This window comes from Fibrobacter sp., assembly GCA_012523595.1.
Lineage (GTDB): Bacteria > Fibrobacterota > Chitinivibrionia > Chitinivibrionales > Chitinispirillaceae > JAAYIG01.
The window spans coordinates 1-26,743 of sequence record JAAYIG010000255.1; the positions used below are offsets into that span (position 1 = coordinate 1).

Annotated in this window: 24 protein-coding genes and 1 tRNA gene; 8 read left to right on the forward strand and 17 right to left on the reverse strand. The window is 44.2% G+C overall.

Translation table 11 applies throughout. The annotated features are described in order from the left end of the window. Together GX089_17345 and GX089_17350 are read left to right on the forward strand one after the other, a co-directional pair. A partial coding sequence (locus GX089_17345) for a hypothetical protein (protein ID NLP04262.1) occupies positions 1–239 on the forward strand: 239 nt, incomplete at its 5' end. Between the two features lie 496 nt (positions 240–735). Then, a complete protein-coding gene (locus GX089_17350; protein NLP04263.1) occupies positions 736–3,666 on the forward strand; it encodes a hypothetical protein in 2,931 nt (976 codons plus the stop codon). A 17-nt stretch (positions 3,667–3,683) separates the two neighbouring features. On the opposite strand, the gene GX089_17355 is transcribed toward GX089_17350, so the two are convergent. Both GX089_17355 and tgt read right to left on the reverse strand, forming a co-directional pair. Then, entirely contained in the window at positions 3,684–4,082 is a 399-nt protein-coding gene (locus GX089_17355; protein ID NLP04264.1) for a Smr/MutS family protein, read from the reverse strand. Beyond that, entirely contained in the window at positions 4,075–5,226 is a 1,152-nt protein-coding gene (gene tgt / locus GX089_17360) for a tRNA guanosine(34) transglycosylase Tgt (GenBank protein NLP04265.1), read from the reverse strand. Before tgt ends, GX089_17355 begins: the two co-directional genes overlap by 8 nt. A 247-nt stretch (positions 5,227–5,473) precedes the next feature. Here tgt and GX089_17365 point away from each other — a divergent pair, with 247 nt between their 5' ends. Then, positions 5,474–7,369: a 1-deoxy-D-xylulose-5-phosphate synthase gene (locus GX089_17365; GenBank protein ID NLP04266.1), complete on the forward strand. Its 1,896-nt coding sequence runs from the start codon at positions 5,474–5,476 to the stop codon at positions 7,367–7,369. A gap of 187 nt (positions 7,370–7,556) precedes the next feature. Here GX089_17365 and GX089_17370 read toward each other — a convergent pair whose 3' ends face one another. The 11 genes from GX089_17370 to tatA form a co-directional block, all read right to left on the reverse strand. Continuing rightward, entirely contained in the window at positions 7,557–8,375 is an 819-nt protein-coding gene (locus GX089_17370; GenBank protein ID NLP04267.1) for a hypothetical protein, read from the reverse strand. Between the two features lie 120 nt (positions 8,376–8,495). Next, positions 8,496–9,269 (reverse strand): hypothetical protein, encoded by a 774-nt coding sequence (locus GX089_17375; GenBank protein NLP04268.1) that lies wholly within the window; start codon positions 9,267–9,269, stop codon positions 8,496–8,498. Positions 9,270–9,379: 110 nt separating this feature from the next. After that, the gene (locus GX089_17380; protein NLP04269.1) at positions 9,380–10,153 is read right to left on the reverse strand and encodes a hypothetical protein; all 774 of its coding nucleotides are present in this window, start codon (positions 10,151–10,153) and stop codon (positions 9,380–9,382) included. A 322-nt stretch (positions 10,154–10,475) separates the two neighbouring features. Further along, complete coding sequence (locus tag GX089_17385; GenBank protein NLP04270.1) at positions 10,476–11,306, reverse strand: hypothetical protein; 831 nt, start codon at positions 11,304–11,306, stop codon at positions 10,476–10,478. A 95-nt stretch (positions 11,307–11,401) separates the two neighbouring features. Further along, positions 11,402–13,177: a carbon starvation protein A gene (locus tag GX089_17390; protein NLP04271.1), complete on the reverse strand. Its 1,776-nt coding sequence runs from the start codon at positions 13,175–13,177 to the stop codon at positions 11,402–11,404. A 265-nt stretch (positions 13,178–13,442) separates the two neighbouring features. Beyond that, positions 13,443–13,514 (reverse strand) — tRNA-Glu (locus GX089_17395). 70 nt (positions 13,515–13,584) lie between these two features. Then, positions 13,585–14,367: an ABC transporter permease gene (locus GX089_17400; protein ID NLP04272.1), complete on the reverse strand. Its 783-nt coding sequence runs from the start codon at positions 14,365–14,367 to the stop codon at positions 13,585–13,587. A 3-nt stretch (positions 14,368–14,370) separates the two neighbouring features. Then, positions 14,371–15,261 carry a DUF2953 domain-containing protein gene (locus tag GX089_17405; GenBank protein ID NLP04273.1) on the reverse strand — a complete coding sequence of 297 codons (891 nt, stop codon included), beginning with the start codon at positions 15,259–15,261 and terminating at the stop codon, positions 14,371–14,373. Between the two features lie 22 nt (positions 15,262–15,283). Continuing rightward, a complete protein-coding gene (locus GX089_17410) occupies positions 15,284–16,102 on the reverse strand; it encodes a 5-formyltetrahydrofolate cyclo-ligase (protein ID NLP04274.1) in 819 nt (272 codons plus the stop codon). Beyond that, entirely contained in the window at positions 16,099–16,833 is a 735-nt protein-coding gene (gene tatC, locus GX089_17415) for a twin-arginine translocase subunit TatC (GenBank protein ID NLP04275.1), read from the reverse strand. The genes GX089_17410 and tatC overlap by 4 nt, the downstream gene beginning before the upstream one ends. After that, entirely contained in the window at positions 16,830–17,027 is a 198-nt protein-coding gene (gene tatA / locus GX089_17420; GenBank protein NLP04276.1) for a twin-arginine translocase TatA/TatE family subunit, read from the reverse strand. The genes tatC and tatA overlap by 4 nt, the downstream gene beginning before the upstream one ends. Positions 17,028–17,236: 209 nt before the next feature. Between tatA and rlmB the strand changes: the two genes are divergently transcribed. Together rlmB and GX089_17430 are read left to right on the forward strand one after the other, a co-directional pair. After that, positions 17,237–17,998 (forward strand): 23S rRNA (guanosine(2251)-2'-O)-methyltransferase RlmB, encoded by a 762-nt coding sequence (rlmB, locus tag GX089_17425; protein NLP04277.1) that lies wholly within the window; start codon positions 17,237–17,239, stop codon positions 17,996–17,998. A gap of 300 nt (positions 17,999–18,298) precedes the next feature. Then, on the forward strand, positions 18,299–19,354 hold the full coding sequence (locus tag GX089_17430; GenBank protein ID NLP04278.1) for a right-handed parallel beta-helix repeat-containing protein: 1,056 nt from the start codon (positions 18,299–18,301) through the stop codon (positions 19,352–19,354). Between the two features lie 34 nt (positions 19,355–19,388). Here GX089_17430 and GX089_17435 read toward each other — a convergent pair whose 3' ends face one another. The 3 genes from GX089_17435 to GX089_17445 all read right to left on the reverse strand — a co-directional run bounded on the left by GX089_17435 (position 19,389) and on the right by GX089_17445 (position 22,190). Beyond that, the gene (locus GX089_17435; GenBank protein NLP04279.1) at positions 19,389–20,168 is read right to left on the reverse strand and encodes a class I SAM-dependent methyltransferase; all 780 of its coding nucleotides are present in this window, start codon (positions 20,166–20,168) and stop codon (positions 19,389–19,391) included. Positions 20,169–20,282: 114 nt separating this feature from the next. Next, positions 20,283–21,779, reverse strand: coding sequence for a hypothetical protein (locus tag GX089_17440; protein NLP04280.1), 1,497 nt, complete (start codon positions 21,777–21,779; stop codon positions 20,283–20,285). Between the two features lie 9 nt (positions 21,780–21,788). Next, positions 21,789–22,190 carry a hypothetical protein gene (locus tag GX089_17445; GenBank protein ID NLP04281.1) on the reverse strand — a complete coding sequence of 134 codons (402 nt, stop codon included), beginning with the start codon at positions 22,188–22,190 and terminating at the stop codon, positions 21,789–21,791. Between the two features lie 216 nt (positions 22,191–22,406). Here GX089_17445 and GX089_17450 point away from each other — a divergent pair, with 216 nt between their 5' ends. Next, positions 22,407–22,523, forward strand: coding sequence for a hypothetical protein (locus GX089_17450; GenBank protein NLP04282.1), 117 nt, complete (start codon positions 22,407–22,409; stop codon positions 22,521–22,523). An 83-nt stretch (positions 22,524–22,606) separates the two neighbouring features. Here GX089_17450 and GX089_17455 read toward each other — a convergent pair whose 3' ends face one another. Beyond that, positions 22,607–23,164: a hypothetical protein gene (locus GX089_17455; protein NLP04283.1), complete on the reverse strand. Its 558-nt coding sequence runs from the start codon at positions 23,162–23,164 to the stop codon at positions 22,607–22,609. A gap of 391 nt (positions 23,165–23,555) precedes the next feature. Here GX089_17455 and GX089_17460 point away from each other — a divergent pair, with 391 nt between their 5' ends. Next, positions 23,556–24,347 carry a hypothetical protein gene (locus GX089_17460; GenBank protein NLP04284.1) on the forward strand — a complete coding sequence of 264 codons (792 nt, stop codon included), beginning with the start codon at positions 23,556–23,558 and terminating at the stop codon, positions 24,345–24,347. A gap of 170 nt (positions 24,348–24,517) precedes the next feature. After that, the gene (locus GX089_17465) at positions 24,518–26,731 is read left to right on the forward strand and encodes a chemotaxis protein CheA (protein NLP04285.1); all 2,214 of its coding nucleotides are present in this window, start codon (positions 24,518–24,520) and stop codon (positions 26,729–26,731) included. Positions 26,732–26,743: the final 12 nt, after the last annotated feature.

The window sequence follows — 26,743 nt, forward strand, 5'->3', positions numbered from 1 at the left end:
ACAGGGTTGGTGCCTGCATAAACAGGAAAAGAGAAGAACTGATTGATCACAGCGGCCGAATTAATGAGATCTCCACTGCCAGAGAGATCTTTGCACTGGTTGGAGTCAGCCACTTTGGTTTTTCCTGCATCAATCTGGCCACCTATCTGGGAGTAAGTGGATCAGCGGTTTCGAAGATGATCTCCAGGAGCAGCAGGATAAATGAACTGGACTTTTTAAAAGAGATGGTTTGCACGTAGGCTACGCTTTTCCGCTGCAGCCATAAAGTCCGGCATTGGTTATTGCCCGTTCTCCACTATTGTTAAAGCCTCCCTTTTTTAACCTCTAATTGGACGACAACAGGAATTGTGTGTGTTCATGCCTGAAGATTTTGGGAATTATTTGTGGAATTGAGAAAAAAAATGGGATTTGATGTCTGGTAATACACCTGTGAGGTGAAACAATGAAATAAGGCAGAGTCCTAAGAGCACCTCCGGGGTAAAATAAGGATCAAAGATAAAGTCCCTAATTCTCCTCTAGGGTGAAATAGAGAGATCCAAACCAGAATCCCTATTTCATCTCTGAGGTTAAAGCCCCAGATATAAAAAACCGCCCCCCCAAAAAAACCTTAATTCCCTAATTCACCCCGGAGGTGAACCAACCCCCAGATTTCTAATGCTTATCTCCCACTCCACCGATATAATATGTAATGATCATAGGAAACCACAAAACACAATTCTATCCAGCAGTAAGATAATGCAAAAACGCCTCTACCTCATATTTACAGCACTGCTATTAACCGTACAAACATGTCTTTCCTCCGGATACGACTGGTTCACCAATCTCAGAGGAGAGAACTCAGGACGCAGTGTCTGCACTTTCCTTACCATGCCCGTATCGGCGGTAGAACTTGCCCGAGGCCCTGCTTCCTCACCGGGGGCAGGCGATGCCACAGATCTGCCTCTTTTCAGCGCCGGATCGGCAGCCTCAAACCGGAATAACTTCGCTGCAACTCATCTGGAATGGTTTATGGGACTGCGAAAAGAGTACCTGGGTGGATATTTCCCAATACTTGATTTCGGATCAATCGGATTCTACTCACAGCTCTTTACTCCAGGGAAATTTGAGAACGCACGTGATATCGACGAGAAGGTCTCGGATCCCTCCTTTGTGGAGGCATCTTTTGGTATCTCTTTCTCAAAAGTCTTCTTTGACGGGAAGCTGAACACAGGTGTTGTTCTCTCTTATATAGAGAGCCATCCTGCGGATGAGGCCGGACGTGCCCTGGCGGGTGCTATGGATATCCTTTACAGACCATTAGACTGGTTTTCATCAAGACTCTACTTTGCCAATCTGGGTACAGGTGTGACTTATGTACATAAATCTGAACCTCTCCCTCTGCGTGCAGGTTTATCATTTCTGTTCAAACCTCTGCCTGAAACGGTTCCTCTAAAGTCATTTCTTGACTTCGATATAGGGGTAGGAATGATCAAGACTGCCGATGAACCTCTTACCGGTGGGATAAGCAGTGAGGTAAGTATAGGAAAGCATCTCCTTCTTCGCGGTGGTTACGAATATGCTCTGGGCAGAGGACATTCAGTGTCGGGCCTTGGTCTTGGAGCGGGAGTTCAGGTTGGAAAATACGGGTTTGATGCGGGCTGGAAGAATATCTCCCCGGAACTGGGTCCGGTCTGGGCTGCGACTTTAAAGATCAAGCTTGAAGAGATTCTGCCCAGAACATCTGATGATTTCTACAACACTGCAGTCAAGCATTACCTGAAAAAGAGATACGCACTCTGCCAGTACTACGCCAAAAGAGCACTTAAGATAGATCCTAATAACTGGAAAGTCTGGGCTCTTCTCTCAAGACAAAAATCAGATATGTTAAGGAGCAGAAACCTTGAGATTTCTCTTGTTTACACCGGCAACATCAGTGATCAGTTTCTCCCGCAAAGCTCAGGCAGCATGCTTGGAGGATTGGCAAGACATGCCACAACAATCAAAACTCTTCGCCAGCAGTTCCCTGTCTGCTTTTCTGTTGAAGCAGGTAATCTCATAAGTAAAAACGCCCATCCGCTCAGAGTTAAACTGGCCGATTTCTATCATGAACAGATAAAATTCAGCACGGCCGCAAGTGGAAGCGGAGAAATTGATTATGGTTTGAAAAGACTAATCGAGAAGGGAACAGAATTCAAACAAAAACTTATCTGCAGTAACCATATCGAGTCTTCAAAAGAGCCGCTGATTTCTCATCAGGTGATGTCATCCGGAGGTTACAATATCTATGTGGCTTCGTATATAAACGATTCGCTGGTCAGCAGCGAAAACCGCAAGACACTTAAGAGATTCGATCCCGGTGAGCTTTTTCCTGAGCGGGCTGGAGGACACGATCTGAAGGTGCTTATAATGCATGATACCTGGGAGAACATAAAGGCCAGAGTTCCTCTGGTAAAAGCGGATATAATTATTTGCGGTAATCTCGATCAGCAATTTACTGCACCTGTCAAAATTGGATCTAAACTGGTGCTGTCGGCCGGGAAAAAAGGTGAATATGTGGGAAATCTTGTCCTTAGATTTGATGAGAATAAAAAGCTCATTTCCGCACAGAACCATCTTATTCCCGTTTTGTCAGAGGTCAGGCCTGATTCGGCAGTACAGGAAGCGGTGGAGCGGATCACTGCCAGGATGGAACTGGAAGGGATGGGTATTGATGATCAGGAACTGGAGAGAGGTTCAATCGAGGGGACGTTCCCATTTGTTTCCGACAGGGATGGTGTAAATGGAGTATTCCTGAAGATAGCAGAAAAAAATGCTGAGTTTCCTCTGACCCGTGGAGCAGGCAACTGTAATAAACCTGCGGTCTCATTCAAATCAGGTAAAGTGGCATACATAAACAATTCCCTTTCATGTCCCAGGCTTGAGACAGTGAGAATAAACGGAACAGGAAGACGGGTACTTCTTGACAGTACGTATATCAGAGAGGTTCAATTCTCTCCGGATGGTGCATGGGTCTATTATGCAGCCTCATCATGCGGTGATACAGTAACAGATATTTACAAACTCAGAGCCGGTGGCGGGGTCCCTCTTCCAGTTATAAAATGGGAAAATTCAACTGAGCACTCAATCACTTTTTCTCCCGACAAGAAGCATTTGCTTTTCTGCTCAAACCGTAACGGTGATTTCCAGGTTTACATCACCAATCTGGAAGGAGAGAGGCCGGTATTATTCACCGATTCAATAGCAAAGCACCGCAGCCCATCTTTCAGTCCTGATGGCAGCCAGATTGCATACCTTTCCGACCGGACCAATTTCGGAGGACGGATGGATCTATGGGTGTATAACCGGGAAAACGGAAAACATTCCAGGATAACCCAGAATTCAGATGTTAAGGATTACTGCTGGCTTTCAGACTGCCGAACCATGGTTTACTCATCAGGAATAAACTTTTATGATCTCAATGTGGTTGACATAAACATTCAGCGTTACTGGAAACTTTTCCTGACAGATTCAATCAAGACTTACAACGAATCTAACCCTGTGCCGTGTATGTTTCACGGTCTCGAAAAAGTCATCTATACCCGAGAGTACGAATCAGGAGAGAAGCAGATTTACTGGATAAATCCTGATGGAACGGAGAATACCAGAATCGTAAACAGCAAGGGAAATGACTGGATTTACAAAAGGTAGTTTGATAATACCTGGGATTATCTCAGGTATACCAGTGTGGCCCCTTCCCCTCCATCTTTTGGCAGAGCAGTTCTGAAATCCCTGATCATGCTTCCGAGTTCTCTTTCGAGCATATCTCTGACCAGATTCTTTAATACAGGTCCCTCCTGGGGGGCGGAGTGGTACCCTTTCCCATGAATTATCAGAAGTTCCTTTATCCCTCTTTCGCTGCAGCGGGTCAATTCTGATCTGATTTTCCTAGCAGCCTCATCGGATTTCATTCCATGGAGGTCAAGAATGGCCCTGGGATGTTTTCTGGATATGGAGATCTTTTTTCTCTTTTTCGAAACTGAGGATGCATCTTTATCAACCACTCCATGCTGGTCAAGGTAGGAGAGAATCTGGTCGGCATTCTTTTTTTTATCCGGATTACTCATTCTGCCCGTTTCTGTTCAGTTTCATTTTCTCCAGAACTGACTTTTTCCATTCCGGAAAATCTCCTGCGAGGATATGTTCTCTGGCTGAGGAGACAAGATGCATATAGAAATGTACATTGTGAAGTGTAAGGAGCCGCAAAGCGAGAATCTCTCCCGCCATGTAAAGATGGCGTATGTATGCCATGCTGAAATTACTGCATGCATAGCATGAGCATTCAGGATCGATCCGTCCTTCAAAGTCACGGGTATACTTTGCATTCTTGACATTCACCTTGCCTCTGGAGGTAAATGCTGAACCATTCCTGGCATTTCTGGTCGGGAGTACGCAATCGAACATGTCGATTCCCCGTTCTATGCACTCCAGAATATCTTCCGGTGTCCCTACTCCCATAAGATACCTGGGCTTGTTGACAGGAAGCAGATCCGATGAGTAATCTACCACCGAATAGGTTGATTCGATGCTCTCCCCTACTGCCAGTCCTCCCAGTGCATATCCGGGAAAATCCATCGCTACCAGTTCACGTGCGCAGTACTCACGAAGTTCCCTTATTGTGCCTCCCTGAACTATTCCAAACAGAGCCTGAGGATAACCGAAATGAAAAGGTATCTTCTGATGAGCCTCGAGACACCTTCCTGCCCATCGAAGAGTACGCTCAACAGCTTTTCTGATTTTCTCCGGAGAAGCATCTGAGGGTGGGCACTCGTCAAAGACCATGATGATATCCGCGCCAAGATTGTGCTCTATCTCCATTACCCTTTCTGGAGAGAAGTGGTGCTTTGAACCATCGATATGTGACTGAAAAGTGACCCCATTCTCAGTAATTTTTGAAATATCCCTGAGGCTGAAGACCTGGAATCCACCGCTGTCGGTAAGCATTGCCCTGTCCCAGTGCTCAAATTTGTGCAAACCACCTGCTGCGGCTATGAGTTCATCACCCGGCCTCAGGTGAAGATGGTAAGTGTTTGCAAGGATAATTGAGGATCCGCACTCCTCGAGTTCAGACGGAGAAAGTGCTTTGACTGTAGCCTGTGTGCCTACAGGCATGAAAATCGGGGTTTTTATTTCTCCATGAAGGGTCTGGAAAGTGCCTGCCCGGGCTTTTGAACGGCTGTCGAGAGTCTGAAGAATAAAAGAAAAAGGCATCATATATACAGAAAAAAATAGTATCAGCGCAGCATAAAACCGCAGACTAAACTGTGCGGAAAGAGTGTTGTTTTGACCAGAATATATTTTTTGTCTGCAATCTGTTGATCTGAAATCTTGATCAGAAGGCCGCTATTTGCTATTTTTTTATAATGCCGCGCGATCTTGCCGCCCTGATACTTCAGGGTGCCATCTTCAAAGCCGATATACCAAATGCAAAACGTAAAGGGTACGCGTGTCCACAAAACTGCTTGATACTGTTGGTTCCCCCGCAGATCTGAAAAAACTTCCGATAGAAAAACTGCCCCAGTTAGCTGAAGAGATCAGAGAATTCATGATCGATATTATCAGCCACACAGGCGGGCACCTTGCCCCAAGTCTCGGTGTTATCGAACTGACAATCGCTCTTCACTACTGCTACGACACACCGGTTGATAAACTGGTCTGGGATGTGGGGCATCAGGCTTATGCCCACAAGATTCTCACCGGGCGAAGAGATCGTTTTCATACAATAAGACAGTATGGAGGACTCAGTGGGTTTCCAAGACTCTCGGAAAGCGAGTATGATGCGCTTTCTGCAGGGCATGCCTCAACATCTATCAGTGCGGCACTGGGAATGGCCGCGGGAAGGGATGTACAGAAGCAGAAGCATTCTGTGGTAGCGGTGATAGGCGATGGATCACTGGGAGGCGGTCTGGCCCTTGAGGGACTCAATAACCTGGGTTCGATGGCTACCAATATGACAGTGGTGCTGAATGATAATGAAATGTCAATAAGTAAAAACGTGGGTGCACTGTCAAGGTATCTTACACGGGTCCTCACAGACAAAAGATACAACAAAATAAAATCTGAAATCTGGGAACTTCTGGGTGGTTCCAATGTCGGAAAAAGTATCAGGGGTATTGTATCCAATCTCGATTACACTATCAAGAATATCCTGGTTCCCGGAAAACTGTTCGAGGATATGGGGTTGCGCTATCTGGGGCCCATCGATGGACACAATATAGCCGAGATGATCGAGGTCTTCCGCTCTATCAGGGATTTCTCCCCGACCCCCACTCTGGTTCATGTGATTACCAAAAAAGGCAAAGGCTACGGATTCGCGGAAAATGATGCCACCAAATATCATGGTATAGGCAGTTTCAGCAGATTAACAGGTGATGTGATAAAAAAAACGGGGCAGGTTTCCTCCTACAGTGATGTCTTCGGAAAAACCATTGTAGAGATGGCATCCAGCAGACCTGATCTGGTCGCTATCACAGCCGCAATGAGAGATGGGACAAAGCTTGCGGAATTCAGCAAAATCTACCCGGAGAGATTTTTTGATGTGGGGATCGCGGAGCAGCATGCAGTTACCTTCGCAGCCGGTCTGGCACTCAAAGGACTTTGTCCTGTGGTCGCTCTCTACTCCACATTTCTGCAGAGAGCTTTTGATCAAGTGATTCACGATGTTGCCCTCGATAATCTTCATGTCATTTTCTGCATTGACAGAGCTGGACTGGTGGGTGATGATGGGCCAACACACCATGGAGCCTTCGACATCTCTTTTCTCAGGTCAATTCCGGGTGTGACGATAATGGCTCCGCGTGATGTAAATCAACTGCGGAAAATGATGTATACTGCTGTTGACTGCCTCAAAGGACCTGTTTTTATCCGTTATCCGAAAGCTGGTATCGAGGGCACAGGGATAGAAAGCGATGCTGGAACCATAGATCCAGTTCCGGAAATGATCGAACATGGCCGTGAAATAGCAATAGTTTCCATAGGTGACTTTTTCAGCACTGCAAAAGGCACATGTGAAATTCTGAAAGAAAAGGGGCTCTCTCCTGCTCTTGTCGATGCACGGTTTGCCAAACCTCTGGATAGTCAATTTTACCTGAAACTGTTTTCAGAGTATAAGTATGTGGTTACAATGGAAAACAATGCTCTTACCGGCGGCTTTGGTTCCTCACTTCTGGAGCTTGCAGCCACTCTAGACCTGGGAAAAATGCCGAAATTTCTCTGCCTGGGTCTTCCGGACTCCTTTGTTCCCCATGGAGACACGGAAATCCTCTACAAAGAGCTCAGACTTGACAAATATAGTGTAGCGGATCGTATAGGTAAGTTTACCGGCCTTCTCACGGAAGAGGTGGAGAAGGTTTAGACCTGTCCCTTACATTTAACACCCTCATCTATCCGTCATTTCTGCGAAAGGGACTGGATCATAATCGCCAGGTGGAACGATTCCTGGATGCCTGTTTTCACAGGCATGACACCACAGGGTAACAAATCGGCCTTTACATGCAACACCTTCACCATCCGTCGTTCCTGCAAAAGCAGGAACCCGGTTCTTAAATTCCAAACAGCTTTAACACCGAGCCTCTCATAACGTTCGCCTGAGCCATCATAGCCAGCGAGGACTGGCTTCTGATGTCTCTTCCGACAGCTTTGACTAATTCCGCTCCTGTGTCCGTGCCTGTCAAGCGATCTTCAACCATGGTGTTTACACTTATCTTTTTTGTAATGATATTGATGTTGGAGCGCAGCCCCTGTGAATAGGCACTTACTTTTGCCAGATAGGATGCGGCTTTATCAAGTTGATCCTGAACAGCTTTTGCATCGCCGGCCTCATCGCCTGAACCCAGAGCCAGACTGGAGACATCTGCCACCTGATGAGATGAAAAAGAGATGTCAAATTTGACATTGATATCGTATGGATCGATACTGATGCTTCTTAATGAACCACTTCCTGTATCCTGGATCAGCAGTTCACCATCGTACCTGGCGTTAGCCAATGTGAAGTCGGCCTGAGATTTCAGCGACTCAAACTCAGCCTTCATTCCCTCTTTTTCCTCCGGAGTTGCATTGGGATCATAATACAAATCAACCAGGGTTCTCATGCGGTTAAGAGAATTGAATACTATCTCTCCTGCATTTGAGGCTACTTCCATAAGGGATGAAGCTTCCCTTAGTTCCTGTCTTATTCGGGTATAATCTCTCGATTCGCGGTTTATCTTGCCGGCGTAGAAGTAATCCGGGATATTTTCCCGCGGGCTGTTTACCTTTTTACCACTGCCGATATGTAAGAGATTATCGGCGTAGAGATTGTCATTTTTTCTGTAGAAAAGGGCTATATTGGCATAGCCATAGCTTAATGCGCCGGTCACCATCTGACACCTCCCTTGTGTATTTCCACCATCCCTGGACGCCTGTTACCGTTGAAAGGGCTTCCCCAAGCCTTCCACCGGCGCGTCACCCGTTATTTCTTTTCTTTTTTTTCCGGTTCACTCCTAATCGTAAAGTCTAGCCAGAGAGCTCTGGATCATATTACCCTGAGCCAGAAGAGATATTGTAGCCTGCTGGCGAATACTTAGATCAATTACCTGGTTCATCTGCTCGGCTTCATCTACATCTGATATCAGAGACATGACTGCCTGCTTGCTGGAAATTATAGTATCAGTCAACTTTATCTGCTGATCGATGATATTATTGAAAGCTTTGGCTTCTGAAAGATAAGTCAAAGCAGCGGTCAACTGAGTATCAACCGTTAAGCTGTCTTCTACATCCAGCGAGTCCGTATCGGCAATTGCAGTAAAAGTTATTGATAGACTACCGTCTCCATCCGGATCCAGATCTACTTTTTTCACCTCAGCCGTAGCGGTAACGACCGTCCCATCTACCCTGGTATTTGAAATGATCGATTTTACTTCTTCAACAAGCGCATCAAATTCAGCCTTGAAATTCGCTTTCCTGTCATTATCTGTCTCAGAACTGTATTTAACAGCCAAATCCTTCATCTCTGTCAGTTTTTCGTAAATGGAACTGCCGGCCTGAAGAGCTGCCGCAGTGTAAGTCTTTGCTTCAGTAAGATTCTCTTTGACCTGCTGGTATCCACTTATATCTACCGATAAAGCTGTCGTTCTGACAAACCCCAGCAGATCCTCACCTGCATTCTGGAATTTCTTACCGGATGCAAGCTTCAGAAGTGCGTCATTGAGAGCATTTGAAGTTGTGGCATAAACAGAGCTTAAATTGGCAGAGACTGATGAAGACCCTCCAATCATTGTGCACCTCCCTTTTGTGCATAACCGTTACCTGAAGAGCTTCCCCACTCCCCTGGCAACAGAAGTATCCCCGGAAGAAGCAGGAGCGCTCCTTCCGGAGTACCTCAAATTTACATGTACAATCTCGTGATCGCCTGGCGAGACAGATTCGCCTGCGACAGCATAGAGATAGCTGCCTGCTGGCGAACCTGCTGATCGATAGCTTTACTCATCTCTTCCGCTTCGTCAATACCTGAGACGAGTTGCTCAACAGCCTGTTTGCTGGCAATAATGGTATCTGTCAGCTTTATCTGCTGGCCGATAATGTTGTCAAAAGCCTTGGCTTCTGAAAGATATGTCAAAGCATTGGTAATCTCAGTATCGACCGTTGTACTGTCTTCTATATCCAGAGATGTTGCATCAGCAACAGAAGTAAAAGTCACTGAAAGGCTCCCAGTGCCATCCGGATCAAGATTCACCTTTACCACCTCAGCAGTGGCAGTGACAACCGTTCCATCTACCCTGGTATTAGAGACAATTGAATTGATTTCTTCTTTAAGGGCATCAAAATCAGCCTTATACTTTTCCTGAATATCAGTGTCGGTTTCAGCGTCGAATTTTGTAGCCAGGTCTTTCATCTTGGTAAGTTTCTCATAGATGGAGCTTCCGGCCTGAAGAGCTGCGGCAGTAAAAGCCTTGGCTTCGGTAAGGTCTTCCTTTACTTTCTGGTAACCGCTGATGTCAACTTTGAGATTGGCGGATTTGACAAACCCGAGGAGATCTTCCGCTGCATTCTGGAATTTTTTCCCGGTAGCGATTTTTGTCAAAGTAGAAGTGAGCTGCTCAGTACCGATACTATAAGCCCGGGCCAGCTGTGAGGACGCAGAATTAACTCCACCTATCATGGAACCCTCCCTTGTGATTAGATTTTTTGACTTCCGTGTCTTCCGTGCAGTGCTTCCCTTACCGCCCGGAGACTTACAGGGTTTTCTGGCGCCTTTATTCCCTATTTTTTTTATCGGCTGTTTTTAGAAAAACTTTAGCACTTTTTTTTAATTTTTTTTCATCATCCCTGAAGCCCTCTATTTGATTGGATTCAAGTACTTAAGATTCAGAATACTGTTCAATATTGGAGCTGGAATCGGAAAGATTGCGCAGGAAGAATGTCCAGACCTATACCTGTCTTAAATGTATTTGTGAAAGGATAAGCTTTGCACAGCCCGGAAACTAAAGTTGAAGGCGCTGTTTCAGTATGCCGGTCATGGGATAATTGTCTCTGAACTGCTCGTAACATCGCAAGGCGTTGTCTTCACATAAGCTGTCATTCTCAAGAACTTTCAGACAAGTCTCAACCAGTTTCTCATAAGGGGTAAAGCATAAATCCACTTCCGGATAGGGATTGAATGCTGATTCCTCCGATAGTGTAAAGCATCGGTTGTTAAGCAGGTATGAAACTCTGACAGCCTCAAAAATTTTAGCGGAATAGAAATGGATATTAAGTACAATTCTTGACCTGGCGATTATCTGATCCCTCTCAGGGCCATAGATACCAAAAACAGTTTTAACCTTAACACCCTCTTTTTCCAGTTTCTTCAGTATTTCACTTCTGCGTGGCCCGATACTTCCATAGAAAAGGACATCGTATTCTTTGGTTACATTTTGGGGGATCAGTTCAAGTGCCTGGTGGTAACCAACAGGGACATATCGGGAATGAATTCCTCTATTATATAGAAAAGTGATGTTCTCCTGAGAATAATCCCACACCTCTGCAGCATTTGCCAGATATTCATCAATATATTCACCTCTGAGATTCGGGTTGTTGCAGAGTTGTTCGAGTTGATATGGAATATAGTGAAAGCATCTCAATGGCGGGAAATTCTGAATCAGATTACCTCCAAGCAGGATATTCACTCTGTCCGGTGATAATTCATTTACTGATGTATCACAGGGGATTTGAAGAGAGTCAAAGGATGACTTGAGAAGGAGAGCCAGTTCCAGAAAACAATGGGTATGCTTATAACCAGGAGGGCTTATGATACAAATACGGTATTTATCCATGGATTAATGATACATGCTCAGAAACCGGAATTCAAGGCTTCAGTACGACTGCATCCCTGTCTAAAGTCCCACTTTAGAGGATCAGGAGCTTCCTTTCAAACCGGCTGGGCAACTCTCTTCTCCTCTTCCCGCATAAGAGTACCTTTTCTGCCCCTTGACTGGTTTATTATTGATTTTACCGCAATCACAATGAGCCCCAATGAGAGCACAATCATGATTATATCTGCTATAAGCAGTATATAATTGTGCCCGGCAAGATACCTCTTCAAGAGCAATCCAAGGGAAAAAAGTGTTGTTACTATCATGAAGAAAGCCGGTACCAGCAGAAATCCACTCTTCTTCCTGTGAGCAGCCATCCATACCGCAAGGGTGATAAGTGTCAATGCCGCCATAAGCTGGTTAGCGGTGCCAAAAACTGGCCAGATCACATTAAATGCGTTGGTAAAAGCCAGAACAAGCATCAGAGAAACGGAAAGTGTCGAATTGAAAATATAAGTCTTTAAAAATCCGGGAGGATTCTTAAACAGTATAGACCAGAGCTCCTCAAAAAGATACCGGTTGATCCTTACTGCAGTATCAAGAGTGGTCGCGACAAAACCCTCCACCATGAGTATCCCGAAAACTGTGCCGAAAGCGACAGGGAAATGCAACCCTTTGTGCACAAGCCCGCTCATGGCCAGAGCAAAAGCAAGTATCGGGTTTGATTTTCCGCTTTCAGGATAAACTATGTTTGCATACTCCTGAAAATTGATTCCACAACTCAGAGCTATAATCACTCCTACAGCCAAAACCGTCTCCAGAAGCATTCCTCCGAATCCTATTGTCCTGGCCGATTTCTCGCTTGTCACCTGTTTTGACACCGTACCACCGGCCACCAGCGCGTGAAAACCACTTATGGCCCCGCAGGCAACCGTAATAAACAGAAAAGGCCATATCAATCCCATCTTTGCATTACCTGATGTGACATTAAATGACGGAGCCTCCACGGTAACTCCAGAAATCCCGGCTCCAATAGCTCCTGCTATCAAAAGAATAATTCCACCATATAGAATAAACACATTTATAAAATCTCTTGGCTGGAGCAGCAGCCAGACCGGAGCCCCGGCAGCCAGTAAAGTATAAATTGACAGAATTATCATCCAGGCCTTGACATCCAGGCTGACTGGCCAGTAAAGGCCCACTGACACAGAAAGGACACAGATAATAATTGAAACAGGGATAGTAATCTTCAGGCTTACATTTTTACGGTAATTGAGAAAACCGATCAGAGGCGCACAAAGGGTAATGAAAATTACCGATGTCGATGCTATGCCGCCGATCTTTCCCATACTGACCCCATCCTTTACAACCGTTTTGAGCAGTGTCTGATCAGAGGGGAGTTTCATCATTTCAAGCGAAACAAGTGATGTCAGTGAAGTGGCGGAGGCGACAAGAAAAGAGGATGTAACAAGCAGTATCATTATAATCGTAAATGCGATGGTCAATGCAAATCCGGAATCTCCCAGCGATTTACGTGCTATCTCGGCAATCGATCTGCCCCTCTCACGAATCGATACGAACAATGTAACATAATCATGTACAGCACCTATGAAAATGCCCCCTGCCAGCACCCACAGCCATACCGGAACCACCCCGTACAGCAGGGCCATTGTCGGACCGATAATCGGACCTGCTCCGGCAATCGATGCGAAATGGTGTGCGAAAACTACAGGGCCTTTTGTGGGACAGTAATCCCTGCCATCCTTGAATTCCACTGCTGGTGTCAGTCGATTTGGATCTTCACCCAGTACCTTAGAAATAAAACCGGAATAAAAATGGTACCCCAGAATCAGGATCAAAACCGCTCCCAACAGCAACCAAAGTACGTTCATACTGTCTCCTGAAAAAGTACTCAACAAGTAATGATACTCAGCCTCCTGCCGGCATCATTCCATTCATTCCCGTATTGTCCACAGGTAGTGACAAACTGAGGGTAGGAGTAATTGAACTGCATATTTGTAATATTATCTTTGCCAATGAGAAGTAAAAATAAATCTGTCATCGAAAGATACCAGATGTTTCAGCAGTTACTGCAAGATCGAACCGGATGGCTTAAACAAAATAAAAAAGGGAACCCTCAGGTGAGAGTTCCCTTTTTAGTCCCTAGGGGAATTGAACCCCTGTTGCAGGAATGAAAATCCTGTGTCCTAACCACTAGACGAAGGGACCAGTTTTATGGACGGGCATAAATATACATTTACTTTTCCGGCAAGGCAATAGATTCCGCAGATTTAATGGACTAAAGGATGATATTTACTACTATCATGTTACTGATTAAAATAAGCACCATAGCAGCTACAACTGCTCTTTTAGTGGAATTACCTACCCCCACAGCTCCGCCATGGGTGAGAAAACCATAGTAACATCCTGAAAGGGCAATAACACCTCCGAACACAGTTGCTTTGACCAGGCATACGACCACATCCTGAACTTTAAACAGGAGTTTAAGACCCTGGAAAAAAATAGCACTGCTGAGCCCAAGTGCGAACTGTGAAATCAACTGGGCACTGACAATAGCAAAGAAAGCGGAGAAAATAGTGAGAACAGGGAGCATCAGAACCCCGGCAATCATCCTGGGAGCAAGCAGATAGCAGTATGGATCAAGAGACAGGCAGGTCATGGCGTCTACCTGCTCGGTTACTCTCATAGTACCCAGTTCAGCAGCCAGTTTCGCCCCTACTCTTCCGGTGATAACTAGAGCTGTGAGTACCGGTCCCAGTTCGGTAAAAACAGCTTTTCCCACAGCAGCGCCCAAGTAGGTAAGCGGGACCGCATCTGCAAAGAGATACTGAACCTGCCATGCGCTTACCGCACCTACAAACACTGAGGTCAGGAGCACAATTGGAATCGATGTAACCCCTAAAAGCATCATCTGTTCAACTATCAGGTGAAATCTTTTAAGACATGAGGGAATCGCCTGAATAATTCTCCAGAAGAAGAGTGCGATAGAACCCAATTGCTCGACAGATTCTCTTGTGGCGGTTCCCAAAGCATCCGCCAAATCATTAAAAACAATTCTCATATATTAAATCCCTGCAGCCTTTCGCGAGCGCAGCCACAAACGCAGTGTAGTAAGATATGGAAAAGTAAACAATGCTACAAGGGCAGGCAAAATAAGTCTGCCAAAAGAACTTCTGATTCCGCTTTCTCCGGAAAAATGAAATTCATCTCTTGAAAAAACAGGTTCAAATTCAATCATGACCTTTTGAAATTGGCCGCTTAACCCGTTGCGTAAAGCCTGATAGAACCCATAGACCATCCCTGTCACCGATGGGTCTTCCAGACCGGCCTTGATCCAAACCTGAAATTTATCCAGGGATACAATGCAAAAAAAAGAAGAAAACACCCTCAGTACCCACCTGGTTATCTTCCCACGCCACTTACGGTTGCGCAGAAAAAAGAAAAACCTGTTCTTTTTTAACCTGTTCAATAATTTATCCCTCCGGGTAGAAGATATTTCCACACTTTCTTCTCCTTCTTCGGGTCCACCCTGCATACTCATCCCCTCTTCCGGAATACTATGATCAAAGTCAGTTTCCGGAATTCCCGCGGTTTCAGAAGTAAACTTGTCTTCCTCCGGAGAAAGTTTTTCCTCTTCCTCCGGTGTTTGAAAACCAGACGGTTCAGAAGCGGAAATCTCTGTATCCTGCTTTTCAACAGGTGAAGGTGGAGCAGTTGGTGTTTCCGTTTTCTTGCCAAAACTGCGAGAAAACAGTCTCAACATCATACTATTATCAGTAAAATCATAATTGACACTGATCACCCCTGGATGAAACCACCAGAAGCGCGCACTTCCTGCGATACTGGTCCCGCTTCCGGAAAACCTGGAACCGAGATAAAAAGGAGAAAAAAGAAGAATAAACAGGAGCAGCAGGAAAAGTGCAGCAATGGCTGCTGCCGAGTATAACAGAATCATCCAGAACATCACCACTCCCGACTCACCCAGCAGGCAAACGGTCAAGATCAGCAGCAGGCAAACGCGCCTCGGCTTGATCTATAATTAAACCGCTTTCTGTGATAATCTGGTCCATGTGTACATCGTGGTAATCGAAAGGAAGAGCTTCCTGGCTTGTCTGGCAGTCAAAAGCCAATCCAAAAAGTGGTATCTTACCCTTTAACTCACGCAGGAAACCATCGTAATAAGCTTTTCCTCTGCCAAGACGCCCACCTAAAATATCAAAAGCCACACCCGGACAGATAACAAGCTGTAAATCACTCTTGAAGAACTTATCCCTCAGCTCCTTGCGTGGTTCCGGAATATTCATCTCACCTGGCAGCAGGTCTTTCTCAGGGTCCTTGATCTCCGCAATACCCAGGCTGCGTGCCCCTGAGACACAATAAGGAACCACAACCCGCTTCCCTGCACTGAGCATATCTGAAATAGCAGTACGGGTTTCCACTTCACTACCGATACTGACATAGATCATCACCGCGGCCGCATCCCTGTATTGAGGAGTGCTTTTCAGGTGTTCAATGATCATTCTCGATTTTTCCGCACGCAGGGATAAACCAAGCCCTTTACGCAAACTGATATAGTGCTCTCTCTTCTGGTTTTTACTCTCCTGAACCGGATTCTTATCAGTAATGAACTGCTCATTCACTCCAGCAGCTTCATCGAGTTCCCTCTTCAGCCTCTCACTGTAACGCCTGAATTTGGCAAGTATTCCTGCAATCTCCCTTACAAAACGAGGGAGCTCTTTGGAACCGAAAAAAACCAGCACCAGTGTAAGAACAACCAGTACCTCAGAAAAACTCAATCCTGTATCGATTTGCCCCTCCTTCCTGCCACACCTGCCACAGCAACACTGATAAGGTATAACACCAGAAGCGGTAAGGCCATAAAGAGCTGCGAAAGCACATCAGGCGGTGTAAGCACAGCGGCAACGATAAATATGAGTACAATGGCATAGCGGAAATTACGAAGAAGAAACTTTGCACTCAAAATGCCCATTCGTGCCAGAACAAAAGATACCACAGGCAATTCAAATATTATCCCGAATGAAAAACTGATCTTCAGAAGGAAACTGAAGTAATCACCGGCTTTGAAAAACGGGTCAAGCTTCTCTGCTGCATACATTGTAAGAAACCGCATCACATAGGGAAAAGTGAGATAACTGAACATGATACCCACTATAAATAAGATTGTTGAGGCCAGAACTACAGGTAACACGACCTTTTTTTCTTTTCCATAAAGTGCGGGAGATACAAATCGCCAGATCTGGAAGAAAATCACAGGTGTCGCGACAATAGTACCGGTGGCCAGGGCAATCTTTAAGCTCAATACCACACTTTCAGCCGGAGTTGTATAAATCAGTTTTGGTGTGGGAGAAGAAAAACGGAGCGGATACAGCATTACCAATTCGAAGATCTTTTCCCAGTATATCCATCCTGGAATAGCGAGGACCAGTACAGAAAGGGCAATCTTTATCACCCTCCATCGCAGCTCTTCAAGATGAGCCAGAAAAGGCATCTCTCCCTGTGAATTCACGAATTTCCTTTACTCCCATCCTTTGTACTTTCTGCCTTCTCGCTTGTCTCTTCTTCTATCGCTTTGGATGCTTTTTTAAACTCCTTGATACCGATTCCCAATCCTTTGGCAAGTTCCGGGATCTTCTTTGCACCAAAGAGAAGTATAACAATGATCAGAATCAGCAATAGTTCTTGTCCGCCTACAAAACCCATTCAAGCCTCCTTTGAAATCCTTGTCGCATTGTCTGTAGAAAAATATATTAGGGTCACACCAGACCCGGTTGTGATCAACGGGTGAAACCGGTTTCTTCTCACGATAATCTTGCACTTCCACGTTTGAGACCTGAGGAAAGCTTGATTGATCAGAAGAAAGAGTACGGATTAAATTCAAAAAAACCGAACAAAGACAAAGAAAATTCCCGATGCAGCAGGAAAACTACATATATGGAATACATGCAGTCGAAGAACTGCTTCGCACAAGGCTGCAGTCGGTTGATCATGTCTATTTTGAAAAAGACAAGCGAAATCCCGCACTGTTTAATCTGCTCAAATTTTGCAGAAAAGAGCGGCTTTCCTATAATCTGGTGCCCGGTCTTAAACTGCAGCAGTTAACCGGTACAACAAAGCATCAGGGTATCGCCGCGCTCTGCAGCATTAAGCCATATTGTACTGTCGAAGAACTGCAAAAAAAACTCTCCTCAAGGCCAAACCCGCTTGTAATCCTCCCGGCATCCGTAGAAGATCCGGGGAACCTGGGATCGATTATCCGGTCAAGTGTGGCATTCGGAGCCGATGCTTTACTATTAGAGAGGAAAAACACTGCTCCACTCAATGCATCGGTTGCCAAAAGCTCTGCCGGAATGATTGAACATCTCTGTATCGGCAGACCAAAAAATCTCGAAGCACTGGTTCAGGATTTCAGGTCAAAGAATTTCGCGGTGATCGGCGCTGAGATGAAAAAAGGAAAGAAACCTGAGGAGATAGATTCCACCGGTCCTCTGATCCTCATTCTTGGCGGCGAACACAGAGGAATCCCTCCCTACCTCAATAAACTCTGCACAGGGTTTGTCTCTATTCCGATGACAGAGAAGACCCAGTCTTTAAATGTGTCCGCGACTGCCTCGGTATTGCTTTATGAGATAGCCAGGCAGAGGAAGTGGTCGTTTGTACAGACTAAAGGATAAACCGAGTGCTATTGGTCAATTTGTAACAAACTCTGCTTCTTTGGAGCCCATTGCGCGATCTGGGTTAACGGGACAATTATTGCAGAAGGTACTGCCAAGGACTCGATCTATTTTACTGCACTGGACACATCTGCCGGTTGGCGCGGTGTACGGTTCCATTGGTCTCCTGCAGGCAATGACTTATCCTCTTTTTCTTATTGTGATTTCAGTTATGGTAAAGCAGATACCACTTCAAATCTAGGCTGGGATGCCTCTGGTGGTGCACTCTTTTTTAATTATTACATTAATGGTCGCAGTAAGATGGCATCTGTCAGGAATTGCAGTTTTCACAATAATTCTGCTGTTGGAAAAGGCGGGGCATTTTACTGCGCAAACAGAGCGGATGTTGAAATTTTCAACTGTGTTTTCCGGGATAATTACGCTCTCAATGGAGGAGCGATCGGTATCAACCATGCCTGCAGTGTTCATGTCGAAAACTGTGAGATCCGCAATAATAACGAAACCAGAAATGGCGGTGCTGTATACATCGAGAGTAATGATAATTCACAATTTGTTAATTGTATCATTGCCGATAATTCAGCAGAGTTTGGTGGAGCTGGTTATATTCACTTCTACAGTGATACACGATTCTATAACTGCACGATCAGTAATAACACCGCCAGTGAACGTGGTGGTGCTTTTTACATCTTTGAATTTGCTAAACCCAGGTTCACTAACACAATTATCTGGAATAACAAGGCTCCAAAAGGCACACAGGTCTGGATATATGACCCTGATTCCCGTCCGGATTTTCATTTCTGTGTTGTAGAGGATGGGAGGCGGGGAATTGAAGGTAATGGATATGCCAGAAAATTTGATACAGTTTCTGTTGAAGATCCTTTGTTTACCGATATGTCAAAAGGAGATTATTCTTTATCTGCGAAATCACCGTGTATTAACGCCGGAACACTTGTGGTTGAGGAAGGTTGGGAATTTCCACTGAAAGATATCGCTGGCAATAAGCGGATAAACCAGGGAATTGTTGACATCGGAGCGTTGGAATACACCGGTATGGTTTCAGTGACAAACAGATTGATGTATAATACTGAAAACCATCAGAAATTTACATATTCCAGAACAGGTGCCGGTTGTATTGCAATTAACCTGCCTGCCTTTACAGAATCCAGGCATGTAACAAATCTCACTGTAAATGTTTTTTCACCAACCGGAAGATTAGTTTACACATTATCCAGGACAAATGTTTCATCACAAAAGATAGTTCTGACGGGATTAAACAAAAATGCTTCGGGCATTTACCTTGTGGAACTGAAAGATGATTGCAAGCAGTTGGGAACTTTTCCTTTAAAGATGGATTAAAAAGTAATCAGGTTGTCTGCCTGCACCAAACTTTTCAAGGATTAACCATCCTGCTTATTACCATTGTAGAACAGATAATCTTGTTTTCCAGTATCTCATTTTCTTTTTCCTGTTCCTTTATATAATCCTCAAAGAGTTTCTTATTTTCAGGATATCTTTCGATCAACTCCTGGCAGCGCCTTTTTATCCTGGGAAACATATCATCACTCATACTTTTTATCTCATCCAGGTCGCCGGTAATTTCATCTATTAGTTTCATCCCCGCTTCTGTTATCTGTTCCATAATAGAAGATCTCTTCTGAAGTAGCGGATGTGAAAAATTACTGGCATCATCAATATATGCATCGCTGATAATGAAAAACCCGTTTGGTTTAAGACAATCTGAAAGAGTAGTTAAAGTCTGGTAGTAGTCTCCGAAAACCGGTCCGATTGAACCTAAAAAAATGATATCAAAACCGGTTAATTTTTTAACAGCTAACCTGATATCATCTGTTTTAAACATACACAACGAACTGACCCCGAATTCTTCTGCTTTTCGCTTTGCAAATTCTATGAACTCCCCTATTCCATCAATACCAACACAATGACATCCCAACGCACTCGCGACCTTAATCGAAACAGCGCCTTTTCCGCAGCCAAGGTCGAGCATCCTTATACTGGTGTAATCAACACTGTGGCTTTTTATTAGTCCGATTACTTCCTCCGGATCAGAACCGATCTCCCAGAGATCCTGCAGAATATAGGGAAGAAAAGGGAAAATCTGCGCATCTATTCCATCCATCGCTTTTACAACACTCTGTTCCATTGATTCCATATAGAATCCTTTTGTGAGGAGCCAATGTGAGAAACTGGAGAAATCACAAAATCAAATTTCTGCTGTTGCGTGGACAACAATAAAATTAGCTTAAAAGCGAAACGGAATCCAAGCTTATTGGCCTGTTGGCAGTACAACCCCGTCCCGCAAAGTAAACTCATAAGAGTAGCGGTCGGAAACGAAGGTCAGAGATCCTCTTTGCGGAGAATCGAAATAAAGATCACCGAACTTTGATGTCAGATCAGAATCACAGAAAAAGCAGGCTGTATCCGCTTCAGTTGTTGAGTAAACACCAGAAAAATAGCTGGTCAGGAGAGAGAACCGGTTTACAGACATCTGCGATTGAGCCGAGTAAGAGCCATAAATCTTTCGATCACCGCCTGAATTACCGAACCGCACCTTCTGCTTGAGCATCAGTTGATTCAGAATAAAGTTGTAACTGTACTTGATTGTATCTTCATCATCCTCGATGGTGAAAGCCATGGGAAAAGAATCGGAAACGATTCGGGACCCAGACATGTCAATTTCAAGGGAATCACTCTTAACGATGGATACGATATTGGCGATGGGAAGAGGTTTTATGCTGGCCAGACCGTGGTAATTGAAAAGAATAGCATCGAATGCCGGTGCTGATAAATTTGTTGTGTCAATCTGTGAAGCCGAGAGTGTGTACCGTCCCTCAACTTCCCTGAATCCCGAGAATTTAAGTTTGCCGATCGCAATATCCAGTGATACACGTGGACTGAGTCTGGTGGAAACATCTACTTCGAAACCGCTTGTCAGATCCCAGAGCGGTCCGGGTTCATAAGAAAAGTAGGGCGGACTGAGCTGGACATTTATCGACTTGATATATGAGCGGGGATCGAAGAGATCGTACTTGACTGTATCATCCTCATTATGCCCGTCAATACCCTGGCCATAGTGAAATGCCGCTTTCATTGTGAGACTACCGTTGCTCAGTGTATATACACCCTTGCTGAACGATGTTTGATATGGATTGGAAAGGGCATTGTAATCAAGTGTACCAGTAAGGTTCTTTAGGAGTTCAAAAACGAAATCGCCCAGTTCCATGCTTTCGGTTTTATTTCTGTACGTAAAATACCTGCCCATCAGTACTACAGGTCTCATGGTATATTCGTTCTGAGTGTAAAATGCACATGTGCTGTCTATGGAAAGATCTATCTCCGGAAGCAGGATTTCCAGATTGAAAGAAGGCAGCACTATTATTGAAGCTACATCTCTGGATTTATATCCGAGCCTGTCAACCGCCTCCAGAGCGACAGAAAAGGTACCTGGCCTTTTTAAGGGTACTCCCAGACGAGTCCTTTTCCTTATTACTGTATCTATCTGCCCGTCATTTCCAAAATCCCATAAATACCTGCGGACCAGTCCCGCATCTTCCACCAGTTTTGAACTTACACCTCCGTCAAAATAAACGGTGTCAAACTGAAAAAAAGGTCCTTTACTTGCAACTGTAATCTCTGCTTTACTTTCTTCTGTATACTCTGATGCCATGCTGTCTGATGGATTATCAAGAGGCCACCTGCATCTTAACGAAGTTAAAATAAAGATGATAAAGAATAAAAGTAAGGGATTTTTTGTTGTAAACATCAGATCCTCTTAGAAAGACACTACAATTACAATCAAACCTGCTCCGGCAAGAATTCCTCCAGTTATCCTCATTGCATTAAACCCATTGACTTTTTTCCGGAGTTGGTCGGTATTCTCAGTAAATGCTGACTTTTTATACCGGCTATACGATTCTTTACCGACATAGTATCCGACAACAGTGAGTACGGTCCCACTTGTAATCATTAAGGAACCGACCACAATTCCCCCTTTTTTTGGAGAACTTTGCTCATCGATGTTTATCACTGGGTTCGAACCGGAAAAGAGCTGAATTTTTTGCAGATCAAAGTTGAAAAGGGATAATTGATCAATTGATGCCGTCTGAGCACTGGTTTTACCGGTAAAGGTAATTGTGCAGATAAGCATGATCAGCAAAGAAATTCTATTTTTCATTACAACCCGGGTGTTTGGATAAAACTGCTTCGGATAGTGCTGTTTTGAGTAAAATAATAAAAAGTACCAGATGAGAGAGATGGAAACGCCTGACGTGTGGGTAAAAGTAATCCCAGTCATGAAAATTTCTTACTGGGTGCAGCTGATGCCTGCGAAAAAAACAGTTGTCAGCTCTAATGATTATAATCGGATATTGTTAGACAAGAATGGTAAGCAATGTCAACATATATAAACCCGGTAAGAGGAAATCCAGTTGAGCCAGGGCATATCGGTGTAACTGTGGTTGCAAGTGATACCATTACAGCAGATGCGCTTTCGACAACACTGTTTTAATGGGTTGGGAAAAAACGATCCTGGTCAAATATGTATCTTCACCCATCGGCTACAAACTCAGAAAAACAACCTAAGGCATATCCCTATTCAACGCAAGTCACCAGCAACTCAATCTCATATTCATAAGTGGGCCGTTTATCCGATTTACCTTTCATTATGTAAGAGACAGGACAGTTAACACCAGGAGAATATGGTTCAGTAATGACCATTTTCATTACAGGAGTATCTTTAAATATTTGTTTTATTGCAGATACCAGGTTATCCAGAAGAAAATTTCTCATTTTGGAAAATACTTCCGCCAAGTTTTCAGATTTTTGTTCAATTTTCTCCATTAAAAAATCAGCACCTTTTTTTGCAATATCTTCCATCATCTTTGCCAGCCTTCCCCCATCCCTCAATGCAGCCTGTTCCATTGCTGTTATTAACACAGGGGAATTCTTATCAATAGTCTCCTCGAAAATAATCTCTCCTGTTTTTTTGTCATCATAAGAGTATATTTTATCCGTTCCACGCTTGATTCTTCTGAATGCCCCGGAAATTTGACTTTTTCCGTTTACTGCAGTAATAAAATACAATTCATCATACTTCGGGTCCTGAGGATCTTTGCACTTAATTCTTTTTACAGCAACAATCAACTTCATAAGAAACCTCCATTTTACAGGGTAATTATGTAAAAGGCATTAAAACCATTAACATGTCATAATACTGCCCTTTGTTGATTTATTCTTAACATATGTCATATAATTTACTGTGTATTCCAAACGCAATACAAACAGTTCATATTGTGTTTTCTCAGCTTTACACCAAAATTGATTTTACCAAGACAGATTCTTGCTGTTTAAAAGCATACGGTTTAAGGAGATCCAGCACTGTTTTTCAAAGAAATTCTTTACCTGATGATACATTTACCAAAATTAAACCCAGCGGAGACTTTGGAAGAGTCATCAGGAGCGTGCCTGTTTTCAAAAACTCTTACCCATTGAATTTAATCGGGCATAAAGATAAGATTGTATCTGTATCAGGATGAAAGGAATGGAAAGAAACATATCATTCAGTGTTCCATGGGTACTTTTCCGATTGCAGAAATCGCTGTTTGGAGTTTCTGTAAGCAGTGTACGTGAGATGTTGGCAGTTCCAAAGATTGTGCCTGTACCAAAAACACCCTCTCATATCAGAGGCGTTGCGGATCTTCGCGACAATGTAACCACAATTATGGATCTCAGGGTGAGACTGGGGATGATTCCTCTTAAAAAAGAGATCGATGATTTGGTTGATTTAATGAAGCAGCGCGAACAGGATCATAGAAAATGGCTCGAAGAACTGGAGTCATCAGTGCGGCAGCAGCGGGAATTCAAGCTGGCCACAGACCCTCACAAGTGTGCATTTGGGAAATGGTACGATACATTTACAACCGACAATCTTACTCTTGGGCATGCCCTTAAGAAATTTGATCAACCCCATAAGCGGATTCACGCCATAGCAGAAAAAGTCAGAGGTCTGGCGGACAAAGGTGATTTCAATGGAGCGTATACCATTATAGAGAGTGTAAGGCAAAATGAGCTGTCAGAGATGATAAAGTTGTTTGCAGAAACATGTTCTATATTGAATACATCATACCGGGAAATTATTATTGTACTGGAATTAATCGACAAATGCATGGGTATCAGTGTTGACTCAGTCGAAGCCGTCGAAGTACTGTCTGAAACCTGTACAGAAGATATTTCCGGTATTGCATGTGCCAGAAACGATAATTGTATTGCAGGGATATGCAAGAGAGCAAAAAGCAAGGAAGTAATTCAGTTAATCGATATAGAAAAATTGTAGACTGAACACACAGATGGCCGCATCAGGTCATATCAATTCAATTTCCTCAAATCATCCCGCCAGAAACACAGTATCTTTTTTTTGTAAAGATGATCTCAGGATAGCACCTTGACATCATTCCCTTTCTTCGGTACAATTCTTATGTTAATTCAACCGGATCAGAGGTTAAAATGAGTGAAAATTCCTGTCAAAGTGCATCGGAATATTTAGAAGAGCTGTCGGCAGCCTTTGTCCTGACTGATCCGACAAATCTTCAGGCACTGGCTGATCTGCACACCAGGTTTGAGAATATCTCCGGTTTTAATGTAGATAAGAAGATCCGCGACAGAGGTTCTCAGGGTGCCGCTCTTCTGGAAAAAATAATCCTGAACGAAACACCTGATTCATCAGTTGCAATGAAAACCCTCTCAGATATGATTTCTGAAATGAGACAGCTTATCCGGACAGATCCCGGGAGAGATTCAACTGAGGATACTTCCATTTTTCAAGGAAATCCGGATGAAGCCGGTGCAGAGGGTGCAACTAGTGAAATCAATAACACTGAAAAACCGGAAGAGGAAAAAGCCATAGAGCCTGCCCCCCCCCTTGAAGTAGACCTGTCAACCATTGACGGATCTCTGCTGGGTGATTTTATTTCCGAATCTGAAGAACATCTCCACAATGCAGATAACTACCTTCTGCAACTGGAATCAACTGCTGATATCGAGAATATTAACGCACTGTTCAGGGTTTTTCACACCATCAAAGGCATAGCAGGATTCCTCTCCCTGTACTCTATTCAGAAGCTGGCCCACTCAACAGAGAATCTTCTTGACAAAGTGCGCAAAAACGAATGCCCGGTCAGCGGGCATCTTGTTGATCTGGTGTTCTCGGCTGCGGATGCACTCAAGCTGGAAATCGGTTCCCTTCGGAAAGCCCTGAGTTCAGATTCCAGGTACATCGTGAATAACGAAGTAGGATCTCTGATAAATGAACTGGACACTTTTGCTGAAAAGTCCGGTGCCCGCAAGATAGGTGAGATTCTGATAGACGAGGGCAAAACTACCCATTCTGAGCTGGAGAAGGCTCTATCCATACAACATGAGAATCCGGAAGCGAAAATCGGGGAAATTCTTGTTCAACAGGGTTCTGTTCGTCCCAGGGATGTAAATGAAGCGCTTGCTGTACAGCAGGGGAAACACAAAACAGTCTTTGTAAAAGAGTCAATAAAAGTCGATACTGAAAAGCTTGACAAACTGGTTAACACAATCGGTGAACTTGTCATTACAGAGGCGATGGTAACCGGTAATGAGGCTCTCCGGAGAAATGCTTCAACCGAAGTATTAAGAAACATACGCCTTCTTGATAAAATAACCAGACAGCTTCAGGAGATCGGGCTTTCAATGCGCATGATTTCACTGAAATCGACATTCCAGAAAATGGCCAGACTGTCACGGGATCTGGCTAAAAAAGCCGGAAAGGAGATTAATTTCATCACCGCCGGAGAAGACACAGAGCTTGATAAAATAGTAGTTGAAAAAATCGGTGATCCGCTTGTACACATGGTAAGAAACGCTGCAGATCATGGACTGGAAACCCCGCAGGAGCGCCTGGCAGCCGGAAAACCGGCGGCAGGTACGATTTCTCTTCGTGCTTATCAGAAAGGGGGAAGTATCTGTATCGAACTGGAGGATGACGGTAGAGGACTCGACAGAAAGGCTATTATAAACAAGGCATTGAAACAGGGAATAATAGAGGAAGGTGAAAACATCTCCGAGCAGGAAGTCTATCACCTGGTTTTCAAGCCCGGCTTCTCCACTGCCAAAACTGTCACCGATATCTCCGGCAGAGGTGTTGGAATGGATGTAGTAAAAAAGAGTGTCGAGGCTCTGAGGGGGCATATTGAGATCAAAACTGAACAGGGAAAAGGAACACTTTTTACAATACACCTTCCTCTTACAATGGCAATTATGGACGGCATGGTTGTCAGGGTAAATAATGAACGATACATTGTGCCTACTCTTTCAGTAATAGAGAGTTTCCGTCCGCGTAAAGAGGATATTTCCTGTATTGTAAACAAGGGTGAAGTGGTCAACACTCATGGAGAATTGATCCCTCTGATTCATCTTGCAGCCATTTTCAATGTAAACGGTGCCATAGAAAATCCAGAAAATGGGATTGTTGTAGTACTGAAGGACATGGGAAAACGCATGGGACTTCTGGTCGATTCTATTCTGGGACAGCAGCAGACTGTCATAAAAAAAGTCGGTGATGGAATCGGCAAAATCAAAGGTGTATCAGGTGCAGCCATAATGCCAGACGGACGTATCAGCCTGATTCTGGATGTCTCCGGGATAATACGTATGTCAATGGGAACGGAGAAAAACCCATATTTAAAAGGTTGAAACGGAAAATTA

Bases quoted from the DNA above. Each gene is read 5' to 3' on its own strand.
- GX089_17435 (NLP04279.1), bottom strand. From the start codon at position 20,168: ATGGAATCAATGGAACAGAGTGTTGTAAAAGCGATGGATGGAATAGAT.
- GX089_17430 (NLP04278.1), top strand. From the start codon at position 18,299: ATGGCATCTGTCAGGAATTGCAGTTTTCACAATAATTCTGCTGTTGGA.
- rlmB (NLP04277.1), top strand. From the start codon at position 17,237: ATGCAGCAGGAAAACTACATATATGGAATACATGCAGTCGAAGAACTG.
- GX089_17390 (NLP04271.1), bottom strand. From the start codon at position 13,177: ATGAACGTACTTTGGTTGCTGTTGGGAGCGGTTTTGATCCTGATTCTG.
- GX089_17465 (NLP04285.1), top strand. From the start codon at position 24,518: ATGAGTGAAAATTCCTGTCAAAGTGCATCGGAATATTTAGAAGAGCTG.
- GX089_17400 (NLP04272.1), bottom strand. From the start codon at position 14,367: ATGAGAATTGTTTTTAATGATTTGGCGGATGCTTTGGGAACCGCCACA.
- GX089_17355 (NLP04264.1), bottom strand. From the start codon at position 4,082: ATGAGTAATCCGGATAAAAAAAAGAATGCCGACCAGATTCTCTCCTAC.
- tgt (NLP04265.1), bottom strand. From the start codon at position 5,226: ATGCCTTTTTCTTTTATTCTTCAGACTCTCGACAGCCGTTCAAAAGCC.
- GX089_17380 (NLP04269.1), bottom strand. From the start codon at position 10,153: ATGATAGGTGGAGTTAATTCTGCGTCCTCACAGCTGGCCCGGGCTTAT.
- GX089_17455 (NLP04283.1), bottom strand. From the start codon at position 23,164: ATGAAGTTGATTGTTGCTGTAAAAAGAATTAAGTGCAAAGATCCTCAG.
- GX089_17375 (NLP04268.1), bottom strand. From the start codon at position 9,269: ATGATTGGAGGGTCTTCATCAGTCTCTGCCAATTTAAGCTCTGTTTAT.
- GX089_17350 (NLP04263.1), top strand. From the start codon at position 736: ATGCAAAAACGCCTCTACCTCATATTTACAGCACTGCTATTAACCGTA.
- GX089_17405 (NLP04273.1), bottom strand. From the start codon at position 15,261: ATGATTCTGTTATACTCGGCAGCAGCCATTGCTGCACTTTTCCTGCTG.
- GX089_17450 (NLP04282.1), top strand. From the start codon at position 22,407: ATGTCAACATATATAAACCCGGTAAGAGGAAATCCAGTTGAGCCAGGG.
- GX089_17440 (NLP04280.1), bottom strand. From the start codon at position 21,779: ATGTTTACAACAAAAAATCCCTTACTTTTATTCTTTATCATCTTTATT.
- GX089_17445 (NLP04281.1), bottom strand. From the start codon at position 22,190: ATGAAAAATAGAATTTCTTTGCTGATCATGCTTATCTGCACAATTACC.
- tatA (NLP04276.1), bottom strand. From the start codon at position 17,027: ATGGGTTTTGTAGGCGGACAAGAACTATTGCTGATTCTGATCATTGTT.
- GX089_17370 (NLP04267.1), bottom strand. From the start codon at position 8,375: ATGGTGACCGGCGCATTAAGCTATGGCTATGCCAATATAGCCCTTTTC.
- GX089_17460 (NLP04284.1), top strand. From the start codon at position 23,556: ATGGAAAGAAACATATCATTCAGTGTTCCATGGGTACTTTTCCGATTG.
- GX089_17385 (NLP04270.1), bottom strand. From the start codon at position 11,306: ATGGATAAATACCGTATTTGTATCATAAGCCCTCCTGGTTATAAGCAT.